We start from the raw sequence: 25,180 nt of genomic DNA on the forward strand, positions 1-25,180 counted from the left end.
GCATGCGCATTCTGCATACATCCGACTGGCACCTGGGCCAGCACTTTATGGGCAAGACCCGCCAGGCCGAGCATCAGGCCTTCTGCACCTGGTTGATCGAGCAGGTGCGCGCGCATCAGGTGGATGCCGTGCTGATTGCCGGCGATATCTTCGACACCGGCGCGCCGCCCAGCTACGCCCGTGAGCAGTACAACCGCTTTATCGTCGAGTTGCGCGGCACCGGCTGCGAGCTGGTGGTGCTCGGCGGTAACCATGACTCGGTGGCCATGCTCGGTGAGAGCAAGACGCTGCTGGCGCAACTGGGTACGCGGGTAATTCCCGGCGTCTGCGAGCCGCTGGATGAGCAACTGCTGGTGCTGCATCGGCGCGATGGCTCGCCGGGGGCGATTCTCTGCGCCATTCCCTTTATCCGCCCGCGCGATGTGCTGCAGAGCCAGGCTGGGCAGAGTGCTCAGGACAAGCAGCTGTCGCTGCAGCAGGCAATCCAGCAGCATTACCAGGCCCTCTATGCCCTGGCCGAGGCCAAACGTGCCGAGCTGGGCGACGACCTGCCGATTATTGCCACGGGCCATCTGACCACAGTCGGTGCCAGTGCCAGCGACTCGGTGCGCGAGATCTATGTCGGCAGCCTGGAGGCCTTTCCCACCAGCGCCTTTCCGCCGGCGGCCTATATCGCCTTGGGGCATATCCACCGGCCGCAGAAGGTCGGCGGCCTTGAGCATATCCGTTACTGCGGCTCGCCGATTGCGTTGAGTTTTGATGAAGCCCGGCAGCAGAAGGAAGTGCTGCTGGTGGAGCTGGAGGGCAGCGCTTTGCGCAGTATTCAGCCATTACCGGTGCCATGCTTTCAGCCGCTGTTGTCGCTGCGCGGCTCGCTAAAGGAACTGGACAGCGCCATTCGGGAGGCGGCCAAGCAGGGCAGCGCCGAGCAGCCGGTCTGGCTGGAAGTGCTGGTTGGCACTGACGATTATCTGAGCGACTTGCAGCTGCGTATCTCCGCCCTGTGTGAGGGCTTGCCGGTGGAGGTGCTGCGTATCCGCCGCGAGCGCGGCAATGCAGTGGCCGGCCTGCAAGGCCAGGCCAGGGAAACCCTGGATGAGCTCAGCGTGGAGGACGTATTCGCCCAGCGCCTGAGCAGTGAAAGCCTGGACGAAGCCGAGCAGCAGGGCCTGCTTGGGCTGTATCAGCAGGTGGTCAGCGAGCTGCGCGAGGGCGAGCTATGAAGATCCTTAGCCTGCGCCTGAAAAACCTCAACTCGCTCAAGGGCGAGTGGAAGATCGACTTCACCGCCGAGCCGTTCAAGGACAACGGCCTGTTCGCCATCACCGGGCCGACCGGCGCGGGCAAGACCACGCTGCTCGACGCCATCTGCCTGGCCCTGTACCACCGCACGCCGCGGATGAGCACGGTGTCGGCCAGCGCCAACGAGCTGATGAGCCGGCATACCGCCGACTGCCTGGCCGAGGTCGAGTTCGAGGTCAAAGGCGTCGGCTACCGCGCCTTCTGGAGTCAGCGCCGCGCCCGCGACAAGGCCGATGGCGCGTTGCAGGCGCCCAAGGTCGAGCTGGCCGCTGCCGACGGGCAGATCATTACCGACAAAATCAACGAGAAACTGCGCGAAACCGAGCGCCTCACCGGCCTGGATTTCGAGCGCTTTACCAAATCCATGCTGCTGGCCCAGGGCGGTTTTGCTGCCTTTCTTGAAGCCAATGCCAACCAGCGCGCCGAGCTGCTGGAAGAGCTGACCGGCACCGATATCTACGGGCAGATTTCTCAGCGGGTGTTTGAGCAGACCCGCGAGGCGAAAGTCGCGCTCGATCAACTGCGCGCCAAGGCCGAAGGGGTCGAGCTGCTCAGCGAGGAGCAGCGCGCCGAGTTGCAGGCCCAGGCCGCGCAGCTGGCTATTGAGCAAACCGCCCTGGGCGCGCAGCAGGCCGAGTTGCAGCGCCAGCGCCGCTGGTGTGAGGAATTGGACAAGGCCCAGGCGCAGTTGCACGCCAGCCAGCAGGCCGAGCAGGAGGCGCAGCAGGAGTTGCAGCTGGCCCAGCCGCAGCTGGCGCAACTGGCCGCCAGCGAACCGGCCCTGCGTTTGCAACCGCTGCACCATGACTGGCAGCAGGCGCGCCAGAGCCTGGCCCAGACCGAGCAAAGCCTTCAGCACAACGCCGCCGAGCAGCGGCAGGCCGAGCAGGCCATTGCCGAACACAGCTGGCAGGCCCGCGAACTCAGCGCCTGGCTGCTGCACGATTGCCAGGCGCAGCATCGGCAGCTGGCCGAACGTCTGCAGCAGGTGCAGCAACAACTGGCCGCGCAGCCGCAGCATGGGCAACTGGGCGAGCAGCTGGGTCGCTGGGGCGAGCAGCTTAAAGCTCGTCAGCAGTTGGCCGAGGAAATCGCTCAGCTGCAACTGAGCCAGCAGCAACTGCAAGATAGCATCGCCACCCAGCAGGTGCAGCTGAGTCAGCAAGCTGAACAGCTCGGCACCGAACAGAGCCGCCTGCAGCAGGCCCGCGAACAGGAAAACGCCGCGCAGCAGCAACAGCAGGCGTTGCTGGCCGGGCGCAGTGAGGCGGCCCTGCGTGAGCGCTGGCAGCAGCTGCATCTCCAGGGCACTGTGCTGACTCAGCTGGGCGAATTGGCCACGGCCCGGGAGCGTCTGGTGGCCGAGCAGAGCGAGCTGGCCAGCGCCCTGGCGCAGCTGCGTGAGCAGCATCAGGCCAAGGGCAGCGAAGTGGCGCAGTTGCGCCTGAGCTACAAGGATCTGCAGCAACAGGTGCAGGCCCAGGAAAAACTGCTGGAGCAGGAGCAGCGAATTCAGGCCCTGGAAGCCCATCGCGCCCAGCTGCAACCCGACGAGGCCTGCCCGCTGTGCGGCTCCGAGTCCCACCCGGCGATCAGCGCCTACCAGGCCCTGGATGTGTCGGCGACCAAAGCACTGCTTAACAGCAAGCGTCGCGAACTGGAGGCTTTGACTGAACAAGGCCGGCAACTGGCCGGCGAGCTGGAAAAGCTCGCCGCACGTCTGGAGCAACAACAGCAGCAGTTTGAGCGCGGCCAGCAGACCCAGGCCGAGCAGGGCGAACGCTGGCAGACGCTTAATACGCAGCTGGAAAACCCGCTGGTCGACGCCATTGCCCTGGCTGAGCAGCAGGCGCAACAAGGCGCTGAGCTGCAACAACTGCAGCAGCAACTGGAGCAGCTGCAACAGTTCAATAGCAATCTCGAACAATGCCAGCAGGCGCGGCTGGGTTTGCAGCAGTCGTGCAGCGAGCTGGAACAGCAGCAGGCGCTTCATCGTCTGCAGTTGCAGCAGCGCCAGGAGCAGAGCGAGCAAGGCCAACTGCGCTTGCAACAATTGCAGCAGGTTGCCGAGGTGCGGACAGCCAGCCTAAGCCAGGCTCTGGCCGAGTTCGGCTATCAGTTGCCGGACGACGCCAGCGCCTGGCTGGCCGAGCGTCAGGCCGAATGGCAGCGCTGGCAGCACAATCAGCAGCAAAGCCTGGATTTGCAGCGCCAGCTCAGCGAACTGGAACATGGCCTGCAGGCTGCCGCGCAGCAGGCAGAGCACTGGCAGCAGCGCTGGAGTGCCCTGGACCTGGCCGATCAACCGGCCTTGGCCAAGCCTGCCGATACTCAGGCGGCCTTGCAGCAGGCGCAATTGCAGCTGGAAGAGGCGCAGCGTCGTCAGCAGCAACTTGCCGGTAGCCGCCAGGCCCTGGCCAGCCGCCTGCAGGATGAACAGGCGCGTCTGCAACAGACCGAACAGCAGTGGGTGGTGGCGCTGGCCGACAGTCCCTTTAAGGCCGAGGCCGATTATCTGGCTGCCCTGCTGGATGAGGCGCAACGCACGGCGTTGCAGCAATTGCGTCAGCGTCTGGACAAGACCCTGAGTGATGCCCAGGCCTTGGCCCGTGCTGCCGTGCAGCAGTTGGCCGTGCTACAGGCTGATCCGGCCACCGCGCTTAGCCTGGCGCAACTGGACGAGCAGTTGCTCGCGCTTAATGCCCAGCTGAAAAACCTGAGTGAACGCCAGGGCGAAATCCGCGCCCAGTTGCAGGGAGACGATGCGCGCAGGCTTGGCCAGCAGAGCCTGTTCGCCGCGATTAGCGCCAAGCAGGGCGAGTACGATCTATGGCAGCAACTCAACAGCCTGATCGGCTCGGCCGATGGCGCCAAGTACCGTAAGTTCGCCCAGGGCCTGACCCTGGATCATCTGGTTTATCTGGCCAATCAGCAGCTCGAACGCCTGCACGGTCGTTATCAGCTGGCGCGGCGCAGCAGCGGCGAACTGGAGCTGGAGGTGATCGACACCTGGCAGGCCGATGCGGCGCGCGACACCAAGACCCTGTCCGGCGGCGAGAGTTTTCTGGTCAGCCTGGCGTTGGCTTTGGCGTTATCCGACCTGGTGAGCCACAAGACCAGCATCGACTCGCTGTTTCTCGACGAAGGCTTCGGTACCCTCGACGGCGAAACCCTGGAAGTGGCCCTGGACGCCCTGGATAACCTCAACGCCAGCGGCAAGATGATCGGTGTGATCAGCCATGTGGAAGCGCTCAAGGAGCGTATCCCGGTACAGCTGAAAGTGCACAAGGGTGTGGGCTTGGGCTACAGCGGGCTGGATAAGCGCTTTGCCCTTTGAGGGGAGAGGCGCTGAACAATGCTTTGCTCAAGGCCATAAAGCCATGCGCAGCGTCCCTGCTGGCATTTCATCGCGGCCTTGAATGGCCGCTAGCGCTGGCGAGCGCGACTGGCCTTATTTCACATACTCGAAACGGGTAAACCAGTCCTCGGCCAGGTGGCGGCTATGTTCGGCACCATCCAGGTGGGTCTGGTAGGTGCTGTCGCCATCCAGATACACCTTCATCCAGGCGGTCACCAGGGTCTTGAAGCGGGCATGCTGGGTGGCGCTACCGCTGTTGATCCAGTCCAGGTGGGAGGCGCCCCTGAAGGTGGTCAGTGCACGGCTGATGGATGCTGGCAGCGACTGGTAATAGCTGGCGACGACAGAGGGGTAGGACACGCTGTCGCTGGCACCTGCCTGGATCAGGGTCTTGGCGCTGATGCTCGAATAATTGGGCGAGCTGAAGCCCAGGTAGGGGGCCAGGGGCAGGGCCACGGCAATCTGTGTTTTCAGATCAGCCGCCGCCAACAACGCGCCGCCACCGCCCATGGAAAAGCCTGTGATGCCCAGTTTGTTGGTTGCCACCTTCTTGAAGATCGGCGAGCTGCTGCGCTTGGTTTCCGCCTGCAGCTTGCTGATGCCGCCCTTGTGCGCTGTCGACCAACCGGGCGGTGCGCCGAAGATATTGTTGGGCGTGATGGTGATAACAATGTAGCCGTGGCTGGTCAGGTGGTTGGCCAGCCAGGTCATGTCCTCTTTGGTATTGGCGTAGCCGCCTGTCAGGGTGGTGGCTGGGTAGGTGGACTTACTCAGGCCACAGGGATAGGTGACCCTGGCCGATGAGTAATTCCACGAGGACAGGCCGCTGGTGTAAGCACACACCGAATCGGCACCCGGGTTGGCCGGCGGCAATGCGGCGTGGGCAGCAGCGTTGCCCAGCAGCAAGGCAGCACACAAGGCGAATCGAGGGGCTTTAACAGGAATCCAAAGCATGGTGTCTCCAGGTTTTTATTGTTGTAGGGCAGGCCCCGTCACGCACAGACAGATTCAGGCGGCCAGGCGACCTGTCACTACGCTAACTGCTGGCCAGACTCAGGGCTTGAATGAACTGACTGCCATGGCTTGAGCGCACCAGCGCCGCGTTAAACCCGACAGCCGCTAGCGGCCTTCGACGAAGACGTGCAACCCGGCGCGTGGCCTGGTGAGTGCCGAGGGCTGAATGCCGAGGATGCTGCGATAGGTGCGCGTGAAGTGCGCGGCATCGGCGAAACCCGCCTCCAATGCGGCCTCGGTGACGCTGGCACCGCAAGCGATACGCTGGGTTGAAAGGAAAAGCCGATACCACAGGCGGTAGCGGCGAATCGGGATGCCGATCTGCTCCTTGAACAGGTTGGCCAGGCGTGAGGTCGAGAGCCCAACCTGTTGGGCCAAACTGGCAACGCTGAGGTTTTCCTGGGTACTGGCCTTGATCCGTTGCAGGGTGGTGAGAATGCGTGGATCGCAGCGAAAGGCGGTGCGTTTGACCCATTCGGGCGGGTTCAGCCAGGCATCCAGTTGCGGGTACAGGACGTCGGGCGGCGCCAGGTGTTGGCTGACCTCATCAAAGGCGCTGATCAGCAGCGGCTCGTTGCTCAGGTCGCAATAGGCGGCCTGCGTCTGATGCGTGGCCAGCTGACGCAGCACGGCATAATCGAAACCGGTGGCGTCCAGGTGACAGTCCGCTACCCACTGTCGACCACTGTCAACCGTGCCTTGCCAGCCTACCGGCAGCAACAGGCTGCGAGCGTAGGAGTCGTGCTGGTGCCCGTGGTGACGAAAGCGGATGCTGCCGTGCAGACCAATCAACAACCGTGAGGCGGCGAGCGATAGCTGCGCTGGCGAACGCAGCGGGCCGAGGTAGAGCGTGCGACGCTCCCAGAGGTAGAGGCGGTGCGGCAAAGCGGCAAGCATGGGGTTGGCTCTAGCGCTGGACAGCTGCCGAGGGTAGTCGCGTCGGGTTGCGCTGCCACTCACCCAGAAGGGGGAATAATCGACCTGACGTAATGCTTGGCCCGAGGAGAAAGGGACTATCCTCACAGACCTGAACATTTGGCTGGTCATAGATCCAACGAGCGGCTGCTTATGGGTAAAAACTCCCTGCCCCCAGTTTCTGCACTGGGGCGCTTTCTCAAGTTGACGGGTACTGCCACGCGCATCGCCGGCAGCGTCATGGGGCAAAGTCTGCTGCCCGGGCGCACGGGGATCGACTGGCAGCCCGTGGCCGATCAGCTGGGCGAGGTGCTGGGGCAGATGAAAGGCCCGGTGCTCAAGCTCGGGCAGTTGGCTTCGCAATGGCAGGATGTATTGCCCGCGCCGATAGCAAGCGCCCTGGGCAACCTGCAGAACCGCGTGCCGGCCTTGCCCTTCAGCGCCCTGCGCGGGCATTTGCAGCAGGTGTACGGCGCTGACCTGGGTCAGTTCTTTACGCACATCGACGAGCAACCCTTTGCGGCCGCCTCCCTGGGCCAGGTACACCGCGCGCGGGCCTTGGACGGCCGGGCGCTGGTGCTCAAGGTGCAGTACCCGGGGATTGCCGAGATCTGTGCCGCCGACCTGCGCCAGCTGCGCCGTTTGCTACCGCTGGGTCGCTTGCTACGCGCCCCGGCTGCACAGCTGGAAGGCCTGTACCAGGAACTGGCGACGGTGATCGAGGCCGAGCTGGACTATCCGGCGGAGATGGCGCGTTTGCAGGCCTTTCGTGCTCATTTTCTCGGCTGGCCCGGGCTGCGCTTACCTGAGCCGCAGGTGGATCTGTGTCGCCCTGGGGTGTTGGCCTTGAGTGAGGAGGCCGGCCTGCCCTTTGCCCAGGTTGGCCAGGCCAGCCGGGAAACTCGTGAGCGCCTGGCCTTGACCCTGCTGCGTTGGCTGAGCAGCCAGGCGTTTGAGCTGGGCCTGCTGCATGCCGACCCGCATCCGGGCAATTTCGCCTACACCACTGCGGGCGAACTGGTGGTGTATGACTTCGGTTGCGTACACAGCTTGTCGGCCGAGCTGCTGGCGGCCTATGTGCACACTTACAAAGCCTTGCAGGCGCGCGATGGTGAGCAGCTTGAGCAGGCCTTCCAGGCGCTCGGCACGCGCCAGCCGCAATCCACCACGCCCTATGGTCTGTATCGTCAGCTGTACAAGCTACTCGGGCCATTGCTGCAGCCTGGCGTGCACTGGGATTTTGCTGCGACGCCACTGCACGAACAGCTTCAGCGCCTGTTGCCGGATGTCGTGGGTGCCCTGGGCAGCCTGCAGCCGGCCCCCGCGACCCTGCTGGTCAATCGCACGCTGGAAGGGCATTACTGGAATCTTCAGCGCCTGGGGGTGGCCATGCCGGTGGCCGACCTGCTGCAGGAGGCCATTGCCGCGCGCTGAGGGTTACTCCAGGGGTAAGGCCTGGCCGGCCTGCACGCGGGTGATAAACACCGCATTGGAGCCCTGATGGTTATTGGCCGAGAACTTCACGGCAAAACCACCTAGATCGGTATCCAGTTGCTGCAGGGCGGCGACAAAACCCTGGCGGGTCGGCTGCGGACCACTGGCCTGCAGGGCTTCGACCAGGGTGGCGGCAGCCAGATAGCCTTCCAGTGAGGTGTAGCCCACAGCATCCGGCGCCATGTCCTGCAGATAGCGATTGACCAGGGGCAGGGACGGGTCGTGGGGCGAAGGCATGACCTGGCTGATATACACCCCTTCGGCCAGTGCGCCGGCCTCACTGATCAGGTTCTCCGTGCCGACAAAGGAAACGCTGAAGAACTGTGCTTCTAGCCCCTGGGCCCTGGCCTCGCCAATGGCGGCCGCCAGTTGCTTGTAGGTGCCGATAAAGACGATGGCCTCGGGTTGGCTCAGCGCCAGTTTGGTGATGGCCTGCTGTACCCCCGCCAGGTCGTTGCGCAGGATGCGCGCCTCGGCATCTATCTGCCGGTCTCGCTGGTAAAGGGCCCCGGCCAGGCCACTCTTGACCGTTTCGCCAAAGGAGTCGTCCTGCATCAGCAGGGCGATGCGACCCAGTTTGAGTCGTTCGCTGATCAGCTCGGCGAGGGCCTCGGTTTCATTGAAGTAGGACGCGCGCAGGTTGAACACCCACTTGCGCACGGGCGTACGCAGAAACTCGGCGCCAGTGAACGGGAACAGGTAGGGCACCTGCTGACGCAGGGCAATGGGCATTGCTGCCCGGGAAGTAGGGGTGCCGACATAGCCGAGCAGGGCGAACACCTGATCCACCTCGATCAGCGCCTGGGTCTGGGTTGCGGTACGGGCGGGCTCGTAGCCATCGTCCTTGCTGATCAGCTGGATGCGCCGGCCATGCACGCCGCCCTCGGCATTGATGCGCTTGAAGTAGGTTTCGACGCCGTTACGCATGCCACGACCCAGGCCGGCGGCAGGCCCGCTCTGCGCATTGACCATGCCAATGCGGACTTCATCCATCGTCACACCCTGTTCGGCCTGAGCCGGACTTGTGCTCAGCAGCAGGCCGCTGATGACAGCGTAGAGCAGCTGTCGGTATGCCATTGCATCACTCCTTGGTGGGGCCGTTGGACGCACGGGGTGCGTTGAGGCGTCACTGGTTCAATCAGTCAAATGGTCGATTATGGCCTTGGGGCGGCAAGCAATCTCTCAGTATTTTCCCTGTTGCAGGTCGTCAAAATAGCGTTGATATCGGCCGCTTTCCCGATAGAGCTGCAGGCGGCGATTGAAACGCTCCAGCAATTGCGGGCTACCCTCCAGGCTCTTGGGCAGCATCAGGTAGCTGAGGTTGACCAGAAGCGGCTTGGGATGGTGGGTGATTTTGGCCTGGTCCTCGGGGCTGAACTGGCTGCGCAGGGCGGCATAGCCCACATTCATTTCCTGAGGGTAGAGCGCAATGCGCTCCTTGAGCAGCTTCTCGAAGTTTTGCTGATCCGTGGACACCCGCTCGATATTCACCTTGCCGGTTTCCAGAAAGGCATCAAAGCCAGGGCCGTAGCTGTACTCGAGGCCGCCACCAAGGTTCATGCCGGTCAGGTCATCGAAGGTTTGCCAGTCGAAGGGCATGGACTTGAGGTGAAAAAACACGAACTGCTCGTCCAGCAACGGCGCGCTAAAGTGAAAGTCCGCTTCACGTTCGGCCTTGTGCATCCATACCGCGGTGGCATCGAACTGGCCGGCGGCTGCCGAGGCATAGGCCCGTGGCCAGGGCAGAAAGCGGAAGGTGACCCGATAACCCTCATCGGCCAGCAGGTCGCTGATCAGGTGGGCGATGACGCCATTGTGCTTCATGTCGCTGGAGAGGTAGGGCGGCCAGTCACCGACGCTGATTTTCAGCTCCTTTAGATCCTTGGTCTGGGCTGTCAGATCGGGCAGCCAGCAGAACCAGCACAGCAGAATGAACAGGTTACGCCACTTCATTGATACCCCTCGGTCTGGGTCGGAGATGCAATTTGCCGATGGCGCAGTAATACCAGCTTGGCGCTATGGATGAAATGCCATCAGGGCTTCATTAAAGCGTCATCCTGCGGGTGAAGACTGCTGCGGATTTGTTCAATCCCCCATGTCTTTGCATAAGGATAGTTGCTGTGCTGCGAATCCCTACACTTTGTGCGCTTTTAACCCTGACTCCCCTGGCGTCTGCCCTTGAGCTGAAACCCCTGGCGCTCTACCAGAGCGGTTATCCAGAGGGCACGGAAATCGTCAGTGTGCAGGTCTCCAGCATGCGGGTGATTGTCTCCAATAGTGCCCAGGGTCAGGTGGATATCCTTCAGCTCGACCCGGCCAAGGGCCTCAACCGCATTGCCCGGCACAGCCTGGTGGCCGAAGGCATGGGGGAAATCACTTCGGCGATTTTTCATCCCAGCGACGATCTGTTTGCCGTGTGCATCCGCAATAGCGATGGCCTGAAAAACGGCCGGGTCGAGTTTCGCGCGGCAGCCGATGGCAAGCTGCTTAACACTGTAGAGATCGGCATCTGGCCGGACAGCCTGGCGTTTTCGCCCAAGGGCGACTTCGTGGTGGTGGCCAATGAAGGTGAGGGCTATGTGCGCGACGGTGAGGGCTTTCGCAGTGACGAAGGCTCGATCAGCCTGATCGATCTTCGTGCTGGCGTGGCGGCAGCCAAGCACAGCCTGATCACATTGCCGGACCTGGCCGGTGTTGAAGGGGCGACCCAGGCCGAGCACAAGCGATTGGTGGAGCGGATGATCGACGGTGAAGAGCTGAAGATCCCCTTTGGCACCAGCCCCGAGCATATCGAGCCGGAGTACGTGACCTTCAGCCCGGACGGCACCCGTGCCTACGTCAGCCTGCAGGAGAACAACGCCATTGCCGTGGTCGATGTGTTGCAGGGCAAGCTGGACAAGGTGTTCGGCCTCGGCACCGTGCGCCATGCCGCTGATATCCTCGATGACGGCCAGTATGCCCCGACTGCCGAGCTGTTTGCCCTGCGTGAGCCGGATGCCCTGGCCGTGAGTGCCGATGGCCGTTACCTGATCAGTGCCGATGAAGGTGATACCGATCCGAAAATTGCCAAGACCAAGGCTGGCCTGCCCAGCGGTGGCGGGCGCACGGTCAGCGTGTTCGATGCCGTAAGCGGCCAGCTGCTCGGCGATACCGGCAGTCAGCTCGATGACATGGCCGCCCAGGCCGGTGTCTACCCGGATGCGCGTAGCCCCAACAAGGGCAGCGAGCCGGAAGGGGTGGTCAGCTTCGATGCCTTCGGCAAGCGCCTGGCGGTGGCGACCCTGGAGCGCGCCGACGCCCTGGCCCTGATCGATCTGGATCAGCCGGCACAACTCAAGGTCGTGCAGGTGGTCGGAGCGGGCGAAGGCGCAGGTTCCGGCAAGCTGGCGCCGGAGGGGCTGGCCCATGTCGAGCACAATGGCCGGCACTTTCTGGTGACTGGTCTGGAGAAAAGTGGCAACGTCGCGCTGTTCGAGCTGCTTAAGTAAAGCGCTGTAGCCTGATCCTGTAGGGTGCGCTGCGTGCACCAAGCGTTCGTGAATGCCCAGGTGCGCACGGCACACCCTGCTTATCAAGATTTTCCATGCCGCCAGTTCCCCGCCAACGCTGAGCCCTTTAGAGTGCTGCAGCGCAATCACGCGGGTAACAGGGGATGGCCGCAGCATGATCTTATGGGTCGTTTCAATTCTGTTTGTAGTGACCTACCTGGGCATGGCTGCCGGGGGCATTCGTGGCCTGCGCATCGATCGCAGCTGGATTGCCGGTTGCGCGGCGGTATTGCTGCTGGTCAGCGGTGCGCAGTCACCAACTGAGGCGGCCAACCATCTGGATGCCGGCGCGCTGTTGCTGCTGCTGGCGCTGATGCTGATCAGCGCGCAGTTCGATTTCTCCGGCGTCTATGCCTGGCTTAATCAGCAACTCAGCCACTATGCCGAGCAGCCGGCGCTGCTGCTGTTGGGCGTGGTGGTGCTCGGCGGGGTGCTGTCGGCGCTGCTGGTCAATGACATAGTCGCCTTCGCCCTGACCCCGCTGCTGTGTCATAGCCTGCTGGCGCGCGGCCTGGATCCACGGCCATTTCTGTTGGCCCTGGCGCTGTCGTGCAATGCCGGCTCCAGCGCCAGCCTGATCGGTAATCCGCAGAACATTCTGATCGGCCAGGCCGGTGGCCTGGATTTCTGGTCCTACAGCTGGATTGCCGCCCCGCCCGCACTGGCGGCACTGCTTATTACCTACGGGGTGATCTGGTCGCAATGGCGCAAACGCTGGGGCACTGCCAAATCGCTGCTGCAGGAGGAAACCCCGGTGGAGCGGATCTATGGTGCCCATAGCTACCTTAAGCCGCTGCTGGCCAGCCTGGTGCTGCTCGGGCTGTTTTCCACCGATATGCCGCGGGAGATTTCCGCGCTGTTGATCGCCGCCCTGGTGATGATTTCGCGGCGGGTGGATAGCCGCGACTATGTGCACAAGGTCGACTGGAACCTGCTGCTGCTGTTCGCCGGGTTGTTTGTGGTCACCGGCGCGGCGCTCAGCCTGCCGCAGGTGGCGGGTATGGCCAGCAGCCTGGCGCAGCTGGGCTTGTTGCCCGAAGGGGTGATCTCTCTGGCCAGTGCATCGCTGTTGGCCAGCAATCTGATTGGCAATGTGCCCTTTGTGATTCTGCTGCTGGGCGTGCAGCCCGAGGCGTCCGAGTCGCTGCTGGTGGGCCTGGCGATCATGTCGACGCTGGCCGGTAACCTGCTGCTGATCGGCAGCGTGGTCAATCTGATCGTCGCCGAAAGCGCGCGGCGCCAGGGCGTACGGCTGGGCTTTGTCGACTTTGCCCGCAGCGGCGTGCCGGTGACCCTGTTGAGTATGAGTCTGGCGGGTATCTGGCTGGTCCTGGGCGGCTGGCTGAGCTGGTAGACGCAGGTGCTACTGCCAGCGCGCCTGCCGCCAGTCCTGCTGCTGTGCAGGCGTCATAAAGGTCCAGGCGACAAAGCGACTCTGCTTCTGACCCTGGGCCATTTCCACGGTCTGTACCTGCAGGGCGCCGACCTTTTTCAGTGCGCTGTAAACACCGGGCAGGTTGCCGGCCTTGGAGATCAGGCTGCTGAACCACAGCACCTGCTGGCCGATCTCGGCGCTTTCCTTGATCAAACGGCTGACAAAGGCCGCTTCGCCGCCCTGGCACCACAACTCTGCCGCCTGGCCGCCGAAGTTGAGCACCGGTAGTTTGCGCTTGGGGTCGAGCTTGCCCAGGTTGCGCCATTTGCGCTTGCTACCGCTGGCCGCTTCTTCGGCACTGGCGTGGAAGGGTGGGTTGCACAGGGTCAGGTCGAAGCGCTCGTCAGGCTGTAGCAGACCCCGGAAGATATGCTCGCTGTCGTTCTGCTGGCGCAGCTCGATGGCCTCGCTCAAGCCCGGGTTGGACTGCACGATGGCCTTGGCCGAGGCGATGGCACTGGCGGCGATATCGGCGCCGAGAAACTGCCAGCCGTATTCGCGATTGCCCAGCAGCGGGTAGATGCAGTTGGCCCCAACGCCTATATCCAGCGCGCGCACCCGGGCGCCACGGGGCACCTCGCCGTTATTGCCAGCGGCCAGCAGGTCGGCCAGGTAATGCAGGTAATCGGCGCGCCCGGGAATCGGTGGGCACAGATAATCCGCCGGAATATCCCAATGACTGATGCCATAGAACTGCTTGAGCAGCGCCCGGTTGAAGACCTTGACCGCTTGCGGGTTGGCAAAGTCGATGCTCGGGTTGCCATAGGGATTGATGATCACAAAGGCCGCCAGCTCAGGGCTGGCCTTGATCAGGGCGGGAAAGTCATAACGACCCTGGTGCTTGTTGCGTGGGTGCAACTGGCCTTTGCTGGCGGAGCCAGCAGCAGGAGCTTTGGTGACTTTCGTCGGTGACGGCTTGGCGGGTTTGGGCATGGTGTTGGCGGGTCAGGGCAGGGGGGGGCGGATTTTCCCATAGCCGGGACGCCACTGGCGAAACTATCGCTCAGGGATAACCCAGCAACGTCTTGATCTGCCCTAGATTGCGCTCAATCCAGTCCGGGTTGATCGGCCCCCAGTCCTCAATCGCATAGTGCCCGGCGTTATGGCGTTCGCCGGATTGCTGCACGAAGTCGCAGTGGATATCCAGTTCGGCCAGGGCGCTCAGGGTGTCCTGGGCGGTGCGCCTGGGCATTCCGGTGGTGTTCATCAGCGCAGGTACGCTGGTGGCGGTGCCACTGTGGATCAGCCAGGCGACATAGAGGCGGCGGTAGAAGCTTGAGCGAGTTTTGCTTATTTCCATGGATGGTCCTTGCGGCAAAGAAAACGGGCGCCACCAGGGCGCCCGTTTGCAGTACTGATTACATGGCGAAGATGGCCATATAGGTCAGGGCACCGGCGATATAGCCGGCAAAGGCCAGGCCGGTGATGTACTTGAGGTACCAGAGGAAGTTGATCTTCTCCATGCCCATGGCGGCCACGCCTGCGGCCGAACCGATGATCAGGCAGCTGCCGCCGGTACCGGCGCTGTAGGCGAGCATTTCCCAGAAGTTGCCGTTGACCACGAAGTTGCTCAGCCAGGGCAGTTCTTCGGCGCTGGCGGCGGCCAGTGCTTCCGGGCTGACCAGTGGGTACATCTTCATGGCACCGGCGACCATCGGCACGTTATCCACCACCGCCGACAGCAGGCCGATGGAGATGGCGATGCTGTAGACGTTGCCCAGGCTGTCCTTGAGGTAGGTGGCCACTTCGATCAGATGACCGGCGGTGGACAGGCTGGAGACCGCCAGCAGGATGCCGAGGAAGAACAACACGCTGGGCACGTCGACCCGGCGCAGTACGCCGACCACCGAGAGCGGATCCTTGTCTTCGGTGTTCTTGCTGCGGTGCAGGATTTCCGTGGTGATCCACAGGATACCCAGGCCAAACAGGATGCCCATATAGGGCGGCAGGCCAGTCACGGTCTTGAATACCGGGACGAAGATCAGCGCACTCAGGCCCATGCAGAACACCAGATTGCGCTCGAAGGGAGTGGTGGGGTCGCGGCGGCTTTCGCGGCTTTCCTTGAGCTTGGGCGGCTTGATATCGCCCTTGAGCACGAAGCTCATGATGGTCAGCGGTACCAGCAGGCAGACCAGGCTGGGGATGATCAGCTTGACCACGATACCGCTGGCGGTGATCTGGTGACCGATCCACAGCATGGTGGTGGTGACGTCGCCGATGGGCGACCAGGCGCCGCCGGCGTTGGCCGCGATGACCACGATGCCGGCGTAGAACCAGCGCTCCTTCTGGTCGTCAATCAGCTTGCGCAGCAGCGAGATCATGACGATGGTGGTGGCCAGGTTGTCCAGCGCGGCGGACAGGAAGAAGGTGATCAGCCCTACCAGCCACAGCAGGTGCACGCGCTTGGTGGTGCGGATGCGGTCGGTGATGACCTTGAAACCTTCATGGGCGTCGATCAGCTCGACGATGGTCATGGCGCCCATCAGGAAGAACAGAATCTCGGAGATTTCCCCCAGGTGATGGCGCAACTCGCTCACCGCATAGTGCGAGGTGTCGCTGCTGCCGTGTTCCAGGGCGGCGGCGATCATCGGGGTGATGCTCTCTGCGCCGAGTACCAGCACGGTCCAGGCCAGCACCGCCGTCAGGAGTGCCGAGGCGGCCTTGTCGATTTTCAGGGGGTGTTCCAAGGCGATGCATAGATAGCCAAGGACGAAGATTAACGCCATTAACGCATACATGGTTTGGGGTCCAGGTTTGAGGGTTTAGAAGGGATTTGCCATAAATTTTTACAATTAGACAGAGATTGCCTGATTTTCACCCAAAATGGCAGGGTCGTCATACGCGTATGCGACCTCTAATTAGCATTGCTACTTAAGATGCACACGGCTTTTGCCGCGACACCCTAAGCCTTCAGCAGGCAGGTAAAAATGTCTGCCGTCACGCTTTTCGCTGGCTGCGATATGTGCAGAAAAAAGGCCCGTACGCATGGCGTAGCGGGCCTTCTTGGTGCTTCGGGCTTATAGCGCGGCGATCTTGCCGCGCTGCTCGACCATCTTGGCCAGGGCCTGTTCGGCTTCGGCCAGCTTGGCGCGCTCCTTGTCCAGTACCTCGGCCGGCGCCTTGGCGACGAAGCCCTGGTTGGCCAGCTTGCCGCCAACGCGCTGCACTTCGCCCTGCAGGCGGCCGATTTCCTTGTCCAGGCGCGCCAGTTCGGCGTCCTTGTCGATCAGCCCGGCCATCGGCACCAGCACCTGCATCTCGCCGACCAGGGCGGTGGCGGACATCGGCGCTTCTTCACCAGCCGCCAGCACACGTACCGACTCCAGCTTGGCCAGCTTGCTCAGCAGCGGTTCGAAGTCGGCCAGGCGGCGTAGGTCTTCGCTACCCGCGTTCTGCACGATGATGTCGATGCGCTTGGCCATGGAGATCTTCATTTCGCCGCGAATCTGCCGTACCCCGAGCATCAGCTGCTTGACCCACTCGATATCGTCTTCGGCGTTCGCGTCGATACGCTCCTCGGCTGCTACCGGCCAGGGCTGCAGCATCAGGGTGGCGCCGTCCTTGCCGGCCTGAGCCTTGATGCGCTGCCAGATTTCCTCGGTGATAAAGGGCATGAAGGGGTGGGCCAGGCGCAGGATCACTTCCAGCACGCGCACCAGGGTGCGGCGGGTGCCGCGCTGGCGCTCGATCGGCGCGTTCTCGTCCCATAGCACCGGCTTGACCAGCTCCAGATACCAGGCGCAGTACTCGTCCCAGATAAACTCGTAGAGGGCCTGGGCGGCCAGGTCGAAGCGGAAGGCGTCGAGGTGGCGGGTCACGTCCTGCTCGCAGCGCTGCAGGGCGGAGATGATCCAGCGATCCACCGGCGACAGGTCGACCGGCTCGTCGTTGACACCGGTGTCCTGGCCATCGGTGTTCTCGATGACGAAGTTGGCGGCGTTCCACAGCTTGTTGCAGAAGTTGCGGTAACCCTCGACGCGGCCCATGTCGAACTTGATGTCGCGGCCGGTGGAGGCCAGCGCCAGGTTGGTGAAGCGCAGGGCGTCGGTGCCGTAGGCGGCGATGCCTTCGGGGAACTCGGCGCGGGTCTGCTTGGCGATCTTCTCGGCCAGCTTGGGCTGCATCATGCCGCTGGTGCGCTTGGCCACCAGGGCTTCGAGATCGATGCCGTCGACGATGTCCAGCGGGTCGAGCACGTTGCCCTTGGACTTGGACATCTTCTGCCCCTGGCCGTCGCGCACCAGGCCATGCACGTACACGGTCTTGAACGGGATCTGCCCGGTCAGGTGGGTGGACAGCATGATCATCCGGGCGACCCAGAAGAAGATGATATCGAAGCCCGTTACCAGAACATCCGTGGGGTGGAAGGTCTTGAGGAAGTCGGTCTGCTGCGGCCAGCCGAGGGTGGAGAAGGTCCACAGGCCCGAGCTGAACCAGGTGTCCAGCACGTCTTCGTCCTGGCGCAGGTTGGCGTCGCCGAGGTTGTGCTTGGCACGTACTTCCGCCTCGTCGCGGCCGACATAGACGTTGCCGGCCTCGTCGTACCAGGCCGGGATACGGTGGCCCCACCACAGCTGGCGGCTGATACACCAGTCCTGGATATCGCGCATCCAGGAGAAATACATATTTTCGTACTGCTTGGGCACGAACTGGATCTCGCCACTCTCGACCACGGCGATGGCTTTCTCGGCCAGCGGCTTGGTGGAGACGTACCACTGGTCAGTCAGCCACGGCTCGATGACGGTGCCGGAGCGGTCACCCTTCGGTACTTTCAGCGCGTGGTCTTCGATCTTTTCCAGCAGGCCGGCCGCTTCAAACGCAGCGACGATCTGCTTGCGCGCGACGAAACGGTCGAGGCCGGCGTATTCGGCCGGCAGGCTGCCGTCGATCTCGGCGTTGACGCTGCCGTCGATATTGAACACCTGAGCGCGAGCCAGTACCGCCGCATCGGCATCGAAGATATTGATCAGCGGCAGGTTGTGGCGCTTGCCGACTTCATAGTCGTTGAAGTCGTGGGCCGGGGTGATCTTCACGCAGCCGGTGCCGAACTCGGGGTCGCAGTAGTCATCGGCGATGATTGGGATACGGCGGCCCAGCAGGGGCAGTTCGACGAAGCTGCCGATCAGGGCTTTATAACGCTCGTCTTCCGGGTGCACGGCCACGGCGGCATCGCCGAGCATGGTTTCCGGGCGGGTGGTGGCGACGATCAGGTAGTCCAGGCCCTCGGCGGTCTTCTTGCCGTCGGCCAGCGGGTAGCGCAGGTTCCACAGCGAGCCTTTCTCGTCGTGGTTTTCCACTTCGAGGTCGGAGATGGCGGTGTGGAACTTGGTGTCCCAGTTGACCAGGCGCTTGCCGCGGTAGATCAGGCCGTCCTGGTGCAGGCGCACGAAGGCTTCTTTAACCGCTTCGGACAGGCCCTCGTCCATGGTGAAGCGCTCGCGCGACCAGTCTACCGAGCTGCCCAGACGACGGATCTGCCGGGTGATGGTGCCGCCGGACTGTTCCTTCCACTCCCAGACCTTCTCCAGGAACTTCTCGCGGCCCAGGTCGTGGCGGCCGATGCCGTCGGCGGCCAGCTGGCGCTCGACCACCATCTGGGTGGCGATGCCCGCGTGGTCGGTGCCCGGCTGCCACAGGGTATTGCGACCCTGCATGCGGCGGAAACGGACCAGGCAGTCCATGATCGAGTTGTTGAAGCCGTGGCCCATGTGCAGGCTGCCGGTGACGTTCGGCGGCGGGATCATGATGGTGTAGGGCTCACCGCTACCTTGCGGGGCGAAATAGTTGTTCGCCTCCCAGTTCTGGTACAGGGCGGTTTCAATAGCGTGGGGCTGGTAGGTCTTGTCCATGCGCGGCGGGACCCTTATGACGGCTAGACGGAAAAGCCGGAAAGTATAGCGGGGATGGCCTGTGTGACGTAAGGGCGCGCGTGGTAAGGCTGACTGGTGGGTGTGCGGGAGGCTTACGAACGACGTGGTGGCAGCAGACGGCTGAGCCGGGCCTGCAGGCGCTTTTTCAGCTCGGCCTCGATCTGCGGCACAAAATCATCGATCACATCCTGCAGGATCAGCTCGGCGGCGGCGCGCAGTTCATTATCCAGGCGGTTCAGTTCACTGTCGCTGTTCAGGCGCTGACTCAGGGTGTCGCGCAGCGGCGGGACTTGTGGCGGCAGTGGCTTGGGGGGCGGTGGCAGAGCGCTTGGCGGCGGCGTGACGATCTCCGAGAGCAGGGGGATGCTGTCGGGGTCGAGGGAATCCACCAGCAGTGGTGGTTCGTTGCCGGCATCGCCCAGCAGTTCGCGGATCGACTCCAGGTCGTTCAGCAGTTGGGCCGGTTTTTCCGGAGGGATGGGCTTGTCCATTGTGTGCGGCTAGAGCTCAACTCGTTGTGGATCAAAGCCGCGCTGACGGTAAGTACGGAAATTCTCACGGCAGGCGGCAAGCCGTTCGGGTTCCTGGTTGACGATTTCGATCACCCGGCTGAAGCGCTCGACATGAGGGGACAGACTATTGCTCAGGTTGATCAGCACGCCCTGAGGCTGCATGGGATGTTCATCCAGGCCAATGACGACCGGAGCCTCGGGCTGCTCATGATACAGCGAGTGAGGGATAAAACTCTCGCGCTTGAAGTGCCAGAGCAGCTCGTCCAGTTCGCTGCATTCGGCTGCATCGCTGCCGCGCAGAAAAACCGGCAGGCCGGCACGCCAGGCCTTTTGCGCCAACTGGCAGGCGGCGCGACGCCGTTCGGCCAGGCTGGAGGAGGACAGTACGTAGAATTCAATTCGTTGCATTGGGCTTCTCAGTAAGCCCGGCGACAGGCCAGTTTGGCTGGTCTGTCGCTGGACTTAGCAGGGGGTGTTCAACAGCCTGTCAGGCGTTGGCACGGTCCAGCAGGTACTGGGTCAGCATCGGCACCGGTCGGCCGGTGGCGCCCTTGTCCTTGCCGCCGCTGATCCAGGCGGTGCCGGCGATATCCAGGTGCGCCCAGCTGTAAGCCTTGGCAAAGCGCGAGAGGAAGCAGCCTGCGGTAATGGTGCCGGCCTTGGGCCCGCCGATATTGGCGATATCGGCAAATGGACTATCAAGCTGCTCCTGGTATTCGTCGAACAGTGGCAGCTGCCAGGCGCGGTCGTCAGCGCGGGTGCCGGCACCGAGCAGTTGCTCGATCAGTTCGTCGTTATTGCCCATCAGGCCGGCGACGTTGCTGCCCAGGGCGACGATGCAGGCGCCGGTGAGGGTGGCGATATCGATCACTGCCTGGGGCTTGAAACGCTCGGCATAGGTCAGGGTGTCACACAGCACCAGACGGCCTTCGGCGTCGGTGTTGAGGATTTCCACGCTCTGCCCGCTCATGGTTGTCACGATATCGCCCGGGCGCGTGGCACGGCCGCTGGGCATGTTTTCGGCGCAGGCCAGCAGGCACACCAGGTTGATCGGCAGTTGCAGTTCGAGTACGGCCTTGAGGGTGCCGAACACGCTGGCGGCGCCGCACATGTCGTATTTCATTTCATCCATACCGGCGGAGGGCTTGATGCTGATGCCACCGGTGTCGAAGGTGATGCCCTTGCCAACCAGGGCAAAGGGTTTGTCGCTCTTCTTGCCACCCTGGTAGTGCATGACGATCAGGCGCGGCGGCTGCTCACTGCCCTGGGCCACGGCGAGGAAGGCGCCCATGCCCAGTTCCTTGAGCTTCTTCTCGTCGAGAATGTCCACCTTGAGGTTCTTGTGCGCCTTGCCCAGGGCCTTGGCCTCCTCGGCCAGGTAGCTGGGGTGGCACAGGTTCGGCGGCAGGTTGCCGAGGTCCTTGGTAAAAGCCATGCCGGTGGCAATGGCCTGGGCGTGCTGAGCGGCGCGTTCGAGCTCGGCCTGGTCGGCTTTGGCGCAGCACAGGGTGATCTTCTTCAGGGCGCTGGTTTCGGCCTTCTGGCTCTTGAAACGGTCGAATTGGTAGGTGGCGTCCGCCAGGCTTTCTACCAGCAGGCGGGCGGTGCCGTAAGCATCGCGGTTTTTTACCCGGATATCCTGCAGGGCCAGTACGGCGTCACTGCCGCCCAGGTTCTTCAGGCTGCTGTATGTTGCGCTGATCACCTTGCGCAGTTGCCGATCTGACAGTTCGTCATCCTTGCCGCAGCCGACCAGCAGTACGCGCTCGGCCTTGAGGCCTGGCAGGTCGTGGGTCAGCAGGGTCTGGCCGAACTTGCCGGTCAGGTCGCCGCGCTTGAGCAGGGCGCTGATAGCGCCTGAACAGGCCGCGTCAACCGCCTGGGCGGTGGCACCTAATTGCGCGCCTTCAGCCACAGGCAGAACCAGAGTGGCGGTTTTCAGGCTTTCCGCGCGGGCACTTTTGACGAGAAATTGCATGAGCTGAGGCCCCCAAGACAAATGGTCGTGATTGCAGGATAATGCCGGGCTATTTTCAACGGCCCGTAATGGCTGCCCGACTGGATATGGGCAAACATAGGTGCGGCTAGTGTGAGCGCTGCCGCTGGAGCCTGACAACCCTGGAGTGTCTGGTTTGATCGTCTTTCGTTACTTGTCCCGTGAGGTGTTGGTCACCTTGACTGCGGTCAGCTCGGTTCTGCTGATCATCATCCTCAGTGGGCGCTTTATCCGTTATCTGGAGAGTGCTGCCCAGGGCTTGATGGACCCCGGCGTATTGATGATGGTGATGGCCTTGCGGATTCCGGGTTATCTGCCGTTGATTCTGCCTCTGGGCCTGTTTCTCGGTATTTTGCTGGCGTACGGGCGCTTGTATCTCGAATCGGAAATGACCGTGCTGTCGGCGACCGGCATGAGCCAGCAGCGTCTGCTGGGCATGACCATGGGGCCCGCGCTGCTGGTGGCGGCGGCCGTGGCCTGGCTGAGCATGGGGTTGGCCCCCCAGGGTATGGCACAGGTCGAGCGCCTGCTCAATCAGCAAAAGGGCCTGACGGAGTTCGACACCCTGGTGCCAGGGCGTTTTCAGGGCATGCGCAATGGCAGTCGGGTGACCTACACCGAGGAGCTGTCGGATGATCGCAGCCAGCTTGGTGGTGTCTTTATCTCGGAAATGCAGTTCGACAGTCGCGGCAAGGAGCGTGGGATCTCTGTGCTGGTGGCCGATGCCGGGCGCCAGGAAGTCCAGCCCGATGGCAGTCGTTACCTGGTGCTGGAAAATGGTCATCGCTATGACGGCACGCCGGGGCAGGCCGATTACCGCAAGGTCCACTACGAAACCTACGGCGTGCTCTTGCCCAAGCCCCAGGTTGCCGAGGAAGTCAGTGAAATGGGGGCTGTGCCAACCCGTGAACTGTGGGGGAGCGACAAGTCGCGTGAGCGTGTCGAGCTGCACTGGCGTTTGTCGCTGCCGCTATTGATCATGGTCGTTACCCTGCTGGCGGTGCCGCTGTCCAAGGCCAATCCGCGTCAGGGACGCTTTCTCAAGCTGTTGCCAGCGGTGTTCCTGTACATGATCTACCTGTCGCTGTTGATTGCCGTCAGAGGGCAGATCGACAAGGGCAAGCTGGCGCTCTACAGCCTGTGGCTGGTGCATGGCGGCTTCGCGGCATTGGGCCTGTTGTTGCTGTACTGGGAGCAGTTGCGCTTGAGCTGGCGAGCGCGTCGGACCCAGGGAGGTTTGGCCCATGGTTAAGCTCAATCGTTATATCGGTAGCAGTGTGCTGCTGAGCATCCTTGCGGTGTTGGGCATTATCGTCGGGCTGGGCCTGTTGTTTGCCTTTATCGACGAGCTGGGGGATATCGAGCGTAACTATCGGGTGCAGGATGCTGCCTGGTATGTATTGCTGACGACGCCGCGGCGAATTTATGAAATGTTGCCGATGGCGGCCATGATTGGTTGCCTGGTGGGCCTGGGGACCCTGGCCAGCAGCAGCGAATTGACCGTGATGCGCGCCGCCGGTGTGTCGCTGATGCGCATCGTCTGGGCAGTTATGCGGCCGATGCTGGTGCTTATGCTGGCCGGTATTCTGCTGGGCGAGTATGTGGCGCCCTGGACCGAAGGCATGGCCAAGAGCTATCGGGCGGAAACCCAGGGCAAGGATGATGCGCAAAGCGGCAAGCATGGCTTGTGGCACCGCGAGGGGCGCGAATATATCCACATCAATGCGGTGACTACCCGTGGCGTGCTGCGCGGAGTGACTCGCTATCAGTTCGATGAGCAGCGCAACCTGTTGTCCTCCAGTTTTGCCCGTTTGGCTTCCCATCAGGGCGATCACTGGGTGCTGGAAGATATACGGGTAACTCATTTTGAGAAGCAGCAGACCCGTATCGAGGCCCTGGCTTCGCAGCGCTGGGATGTTGAGCTTGATCCCCAGCTGCTGAGTACCGTGATTCTGGAGCCGGAGTCCCTGTCCATCAGTGGGTTGTGGCGCTACACCCATTACCTGGCCGAGCAGGGCTTGAACAATGCCCGTTATTGGCTGGCATTCTGGGTCAAGGTCTTGCAGCCACTGGTGACGGCTGCCCTGGTGCTGATGGCGATTTCCTTTGTGTTTGGCCCGCTGCGCTCGGTGACATTGGGGCAGCGGGTATTCACCGGGGTGCTGGTGGGCTTCGTGTTCAAGATTGCCCAGGATTTGCTGGGGCCTTCCAGCCTGGTATTTGGCTTCTCGCCGTTGTTGGCCGTGGTGGTGCCAGCGGCCATCTGTGCTGGCGCCGGGTTGCTGCTGCTGCGCCGCGCGGGCTGATCATTCAGCTATAAAAAAAGCCGGCTCGGGTTTTCCCTGCCGGCTTTTTTGCGCCTGTCATGTAGGAGTGCTGCCGGTTATCTCGGCTATCTATTTCTTGTGAACATTCTTGGGTAATTGCACCACTCGGCTTTCCGAGTAGATGTCATGCCAGCTGCGCTTGTCCTTGTCCCACAGGATCCAGGCGAAGCCCAGGCCGAGTGCTAGCCAGGAGCCGATAGCCACCAGAAAGCGCAGCATGGCTTGCCATAGGCTGATGGCACTACCATCTTTATTCTGGATTCGTAGCCCCCACACCTGCATGCCCAGGGTCTGGCCATTGTGGGTCCAGAATTTGGCGAAAAACCCAAACAGGCTGAAAAACAGAAGGGTCGACAGAACGGGGTCGGTATCCATGGCGCCAGCGTCATGCAGCTGTTGCAGGTGTTCCTGGCCATAGAACCCCATGAGAATCAGCTTGTAGACAAAGGTGACGACAATCAGCAAGGCAATGCACAGCAAAAAGTCATAGAAGATGGCGGCGAGGCGGCGGATCAGCCCTGCGCTAGGAAAGTCTCCTTGAGGGCTAAGCAGGTGTTTCGGCATGGTCGGCTCTTTTTACTCAAGCGGTTGGTGAAGTGACGGCAATCATCGGGCATGTTCGGGCTAAAAATGCTTGCTGGTCATTTTTAATGTCGCCTGGCGACGTTCGCAATGTGGATATCCCGCGCATAAAAAAACCCCTGATGTCACCATCAGGGGTTCTTCGGGCAGCAGGATTATTCCTGGATTTGGACTTCGTCAGCCTGCATGCCTTTTTGACCTTGTACAGCGATAAAGCTGACTTTCTGGCCTTCTTTCAGGCTCTTGAAGCCATTGCCTTGGATCGCGCGGAAGTGCACGAACAGATCCGGACCGCTTTCGGGAGTGATAAAACCAAAACCTTTCTCGTCGTTAAACCACTTGACGGTACCGTTCTGACGATTCGACATGTTGTATTTCCTTGAAACTAAAGTTGAGGACAGCCTCTAGATAATAAGAGGACTGAGACTGGTTGCAAGGAGTAATACGAGTCGGGCGGGATGTAGCGGATCTTGATGATCTACTGCACCAGGTCACGATTCACGGCGACCCATGCAAACACAGTTGCAGCACTCTACGCTAACTTTTAGGCAAATGCCAACCCCCGGCCAGCGCCTGCCACAGCGCTCTTGCAGGCTGTTATGTCAGCAGCTTTTGAGTCGTCTTGTTGAGCGCCGGCAGGGTCATTTGGCGCGGGCTTTCGATGGCTTGCATGGGCGGGCGAAGGTCTCTGCCACGCAATAAAAAAGGCCTTGAAGTTCAAGGCCTTTTTTCGAATTGATGGTGCCCCGGGGGAGACTCGAACTCCCACTCCTTTCGGAAACGGATTTTGAATCCGCCGCGTCTACCGGTTCCGCCACCGGGGCACA

The 25,180-nt window shown here is 62.2% G+C and carries 20 protein-coding genes and 1 tRNA gene; 7 read left to right on the forward strand and 14 right to left on the reverse strand.

The genetic code is table 11. From position 1 onward, the window contains the following. Window positions 1-2: 2 nt before the first annotated feature. Together sbcD and GJV18_RS07215 are read left to right on the forward strand one after the other, a co-directional pair. Window positions 3-1,223, forward strand: a complete 1,221-nt coding sequence (gene sbcD / locus GJV18_RS07210; protein WP_160344018.1) for an exonuclease subunit SbcD — start codon at window positions 3-5, stop codon at window positions 1,221-1,223. After that, the gene (locus GJV18_RS07215) at window positions 1,220-4,639 is read left to right on the forward strand and encodes an AAA family ATPase (protein ID WP_160344019.1); all 3,420 of its coding nucleotides are present in this window, start codon (window positions 1,220-1,222) and stop codon (window positions 4,637-4,639) included. The genes sbcD and GJV18_RS07215 overlap by 4 nt, the downstream gene beginning before the upstream one ends. A 114-nt stretch (window positions 4,640-4,753) precedes the next feature. Here GJV18_RS07215 and GJV18_RS07220 read toward each other — a convergent pair whose 3' ends face one another. After that, window positions 4,754-5,614 (reverse strand): poly(ethylene terephthalate) hydrolase family protein, encoded by an 861-nt coding sequence (locus GJV18_RS07220; protein ID WP_160344020.1) that lies wholly within the window; start codon window positions 5,612-5,614, stop codon window positions 4,754-4,756. Between the two features lie 165 nt (window positions 5,615-5,779). Further along, window positions 5,780-6,571 (reverse strand): helix-turn-helix domain-containing protein, encoded by a 792-nt coding sequence (locus tag GJV18_RS07225; protein WP_160344021.1) that lies wholly within the window; start codon window positions 6,569-6,571, stop codon window positions 5,780-5,782. Window positions 6,572-6,742: 171 nt separating this feature from the next. Here GJV18_RS07225 and GJV18_RS07230 point away from each other — a divergent pair, with 171 nt between their 5' ends. Beyond that, window positions 6,743-8,023, forward strand: a complete 1,281-nt coding sequence (locus GJV18_RS07230) for an ABC1 kinase family protein (protein WP_160344022.1) — start codon at window positions 6,743-6,745, stop codon at window positions 8,021-8,023. Window positions 8,024-8,026: 3 nt separating this feature from the next. On the opposite strand, the gene GJV18_RS07235 is transcribed toward GJV18_RS07230, so the two are convergent. Both GJV18_RS07235 and GJV18_RS07240 read right to left on the reverse strand, forming a co-directional pair. Continuing rightward, complete coding sequence (locus GJV18_RS07235; protein ID WP_160344023.1) at window positions 8,027-9,160, reverse strand: ABC transporter substrate-binding protein; 1,134 nt, start codon at window positions 9,158-9,160, stop codon at window positions 8,027-8,029. A 105-nt stretch (window positions 9,161-9,265) separates the two neighbouring features. Then, window positions 9,266-10,036 carry a substrate-binding periplasmic protein gene (locus tag GJV18_RS07240; protein WP_160344024.1) on the reverse strand — a complete coding sequence of 257 codons (771 nt, stop codon included), beginning with the start codon at window positions 10,034-10,036 and terminating at the stop codon, window positions 9,266-9,268. 167 nt (window positions 10,037-10,203) lie between these two features. Here GJV18_RS07240 and GJV18_RS07245 point away from each other — a divergent pair, with 167 nt between their 5' ends. After that, a complete protein-coding gene (locus tag GJV18_RS07245) occupies window positions 10,204-11,571 on the forward strand; it encodes a choice-of-anchor I domain-containing protein (RefSeq protein WP_160344025.1) in 1,368 nt (455 codons plus the stop codon). Between the two features lie 175 nt (window positions 11,572-11,746). After that, complete coding sequence (locus tag GJV18_RS07250) at window positions 11,747-12,985, forward strand: SLC13 family permease (protein WP_160344026.1); 1,239 nt, start codon at window positions 11,747-11,749, stop codon at window positions 12,983-12,985. A gap of 9 nt (window positions 12,986-12,994) precedes the next feature. Here the strand turns inward: GJV18_RS07250 and rlmF are convergent, their stop codons facing one another. From rlmF to GJV18_RS07285, 7 genes are all read right to left on the reverse strand, one after another. Next, on the reverse strand, window positions 12,995-13,999 hold the full coding sequence (rlmF, locus tag GJV18_RS07255; protein WP_160344027.1) for a 23S rRNA (adenine(1618)-N(6))-methyltransferase RlmF: 1,005 nt from the start codon (window positions 13,997-13,999) through the stop codon (window positions 12,995-12,997). A 70-nt stretch (window positions 14,000-14,069) separates the two neighbouring features. Next, window positions 14,070-14,366 (reverse strand): winged helix-turn-helix domain-containing protein, encoded by a 297-nt coding sequence (locus tag GJV18_RS07260; RefSeq protein WP_160344028.1) that lies wholly within the window; start codon window positions 14,364-14,366, stop codon window positions 14,070-14,072. Window positions 14,367-14,424: 58 nt separating this feature from the next. Then, window positions 14,425-15,804, reverse strand: coding sequence for a sodium:proton antiporter NhaD (gene nhaD / locus GJV18_RS07265; protein WP_160344029.1), 1,380 nt, complete (start codon window positions 15,802-15,804; stop codon window positions 14,425-14,427). Between the two features lie 279 nt (window positions 15,805-16,083). Further along, on the reverse strand, window positions 16,084-18,915 hold the full coding sequence (locus GJV18_RS07270; RefSeq protein ID WP_160344030.1) for a valine--tRNA ligase: 2,832 nt from the start codon (window positions 18,913-18,915) through the stop codon (window positions 16,084-16,086). Between the two features lie 113 nt (window positions 18,916-19,028). Beyond that, window positions 19,029-19,427: a DNA polymerase III subunit chi gene (locus tag GJV18_RS07275; protein ID WP_160344031.1), complete on the reverse strand. Its 399-nt coding sequence runs from the start codon at window positions 19,425-19,427 to the stop codon at window positions 19,029-19,031. 9 nt (window positions 19,428-19,436) lie between these two features. Further along, the gene (locus GJV18_RS07280; RefSeq protein WP_160344032.1) at window positions 19,437-19,856 is read right to left on the reverse strand and encodes a DNA polymerase III subunit chi; all 420 of its coding nucleotides are present in this window, start codon (window positions 19,854-19,856) and stop codon (window positions 19,437-19,439) included. A 79-nt stretch (window positions 19,857-19,935) separates the two neighbouring features. Continuing rightward, window positions 19,936-21,426 (reverse strand): leucyl aminopeptidase, encoded by a 1,491-nt coding sequence (locus GJV18_RS07285; RefSeq protein WP_160344033.1) that lies wholly within the window; start codon window positions 21,424-21,426, stop codon window positions 19,936-19,938. 154 nt (window positions 21,427-21,580) lie between these two features. Between GJV18_RS07285 and lptF the strand changes: the two genes are divergently transcribed. Together lptF and lptG are read left to right on the forward strand one after the other, a co-directional pair. Beyond that, window positions 21,581-22,696: an LPS export ABC transporter permease LptF gene (gene lptF, locus GJV18_RS07290; protein ID WP_160344034.1), complete on the forward strand. Its 1,116-nt coding sequence runs from the start codon at window positions 21,581-21,583 to the stop codon at window positions 22,694-22,696. Next, window positions 22,689-23,750, forward strand: coding sequence for an LPS export ABC transporter permease LptG (gene lptG, locus GJV18_RS07295; protein WP_160344035.1), 1,062 nt, complete (start codon window positions 22,689-22,691; stop codon window positions 23,748-23,750). The genes lptF and lptG overlap by 8 nt, the downstream gene beginning before the upstream one ends. 90 nt (window positions 23,751-23,840) lie before the next feature. Here the strand turns inward: lptG and GJV18_RS07300 are convergent, their stop codons facing one another. From GJV18_RS07300 to GJV18_RS07310, 3 genes are all read right to left on the reverse strand, one after another. Then, window positions 23,841-24,335, reverse strand: coding sequence for an RDD family protein (locus tag GJV18_RS07300; RefSeq protein ID WP_160344036.1), 495 nt, complete (start codon window positions 24,333-24,335; stop codon window positions 23,841-23,843). A gap of 173 nt (window positions 24,336-24,508) precedes the next feature. Then, window positions 24,509-24,721: a cold-shock protein gene (locus tag GJV18_RS07305; protein ID WP_090248782.1), complete on the reverse strand. Its 213-nt coding sequence runs from the start codon at window positions 24,719-24,721 to the stop codon at window positions 24,509-24,511. A 371-nt stretch (window positions 24,722-25,092) separates the two neighbouring features. After that, a tRNA-Leu gene (locus GJV18_RS07310) sits at window positions 25,093-25,177 on the reverse strand. Window positions 25,178-25,180 lie beyond the last annotated feature (3 nt).

The organism is Pseudomonas xionganensis (assembly GCF_009763245.1).
GTDB lineage: Bacteria > Pseudomonadota > Gammaproteobacteria > Pseudomonadales > Pseudomonadaceae > Aquipseudomonas > Aquipseudomonas xionganensis.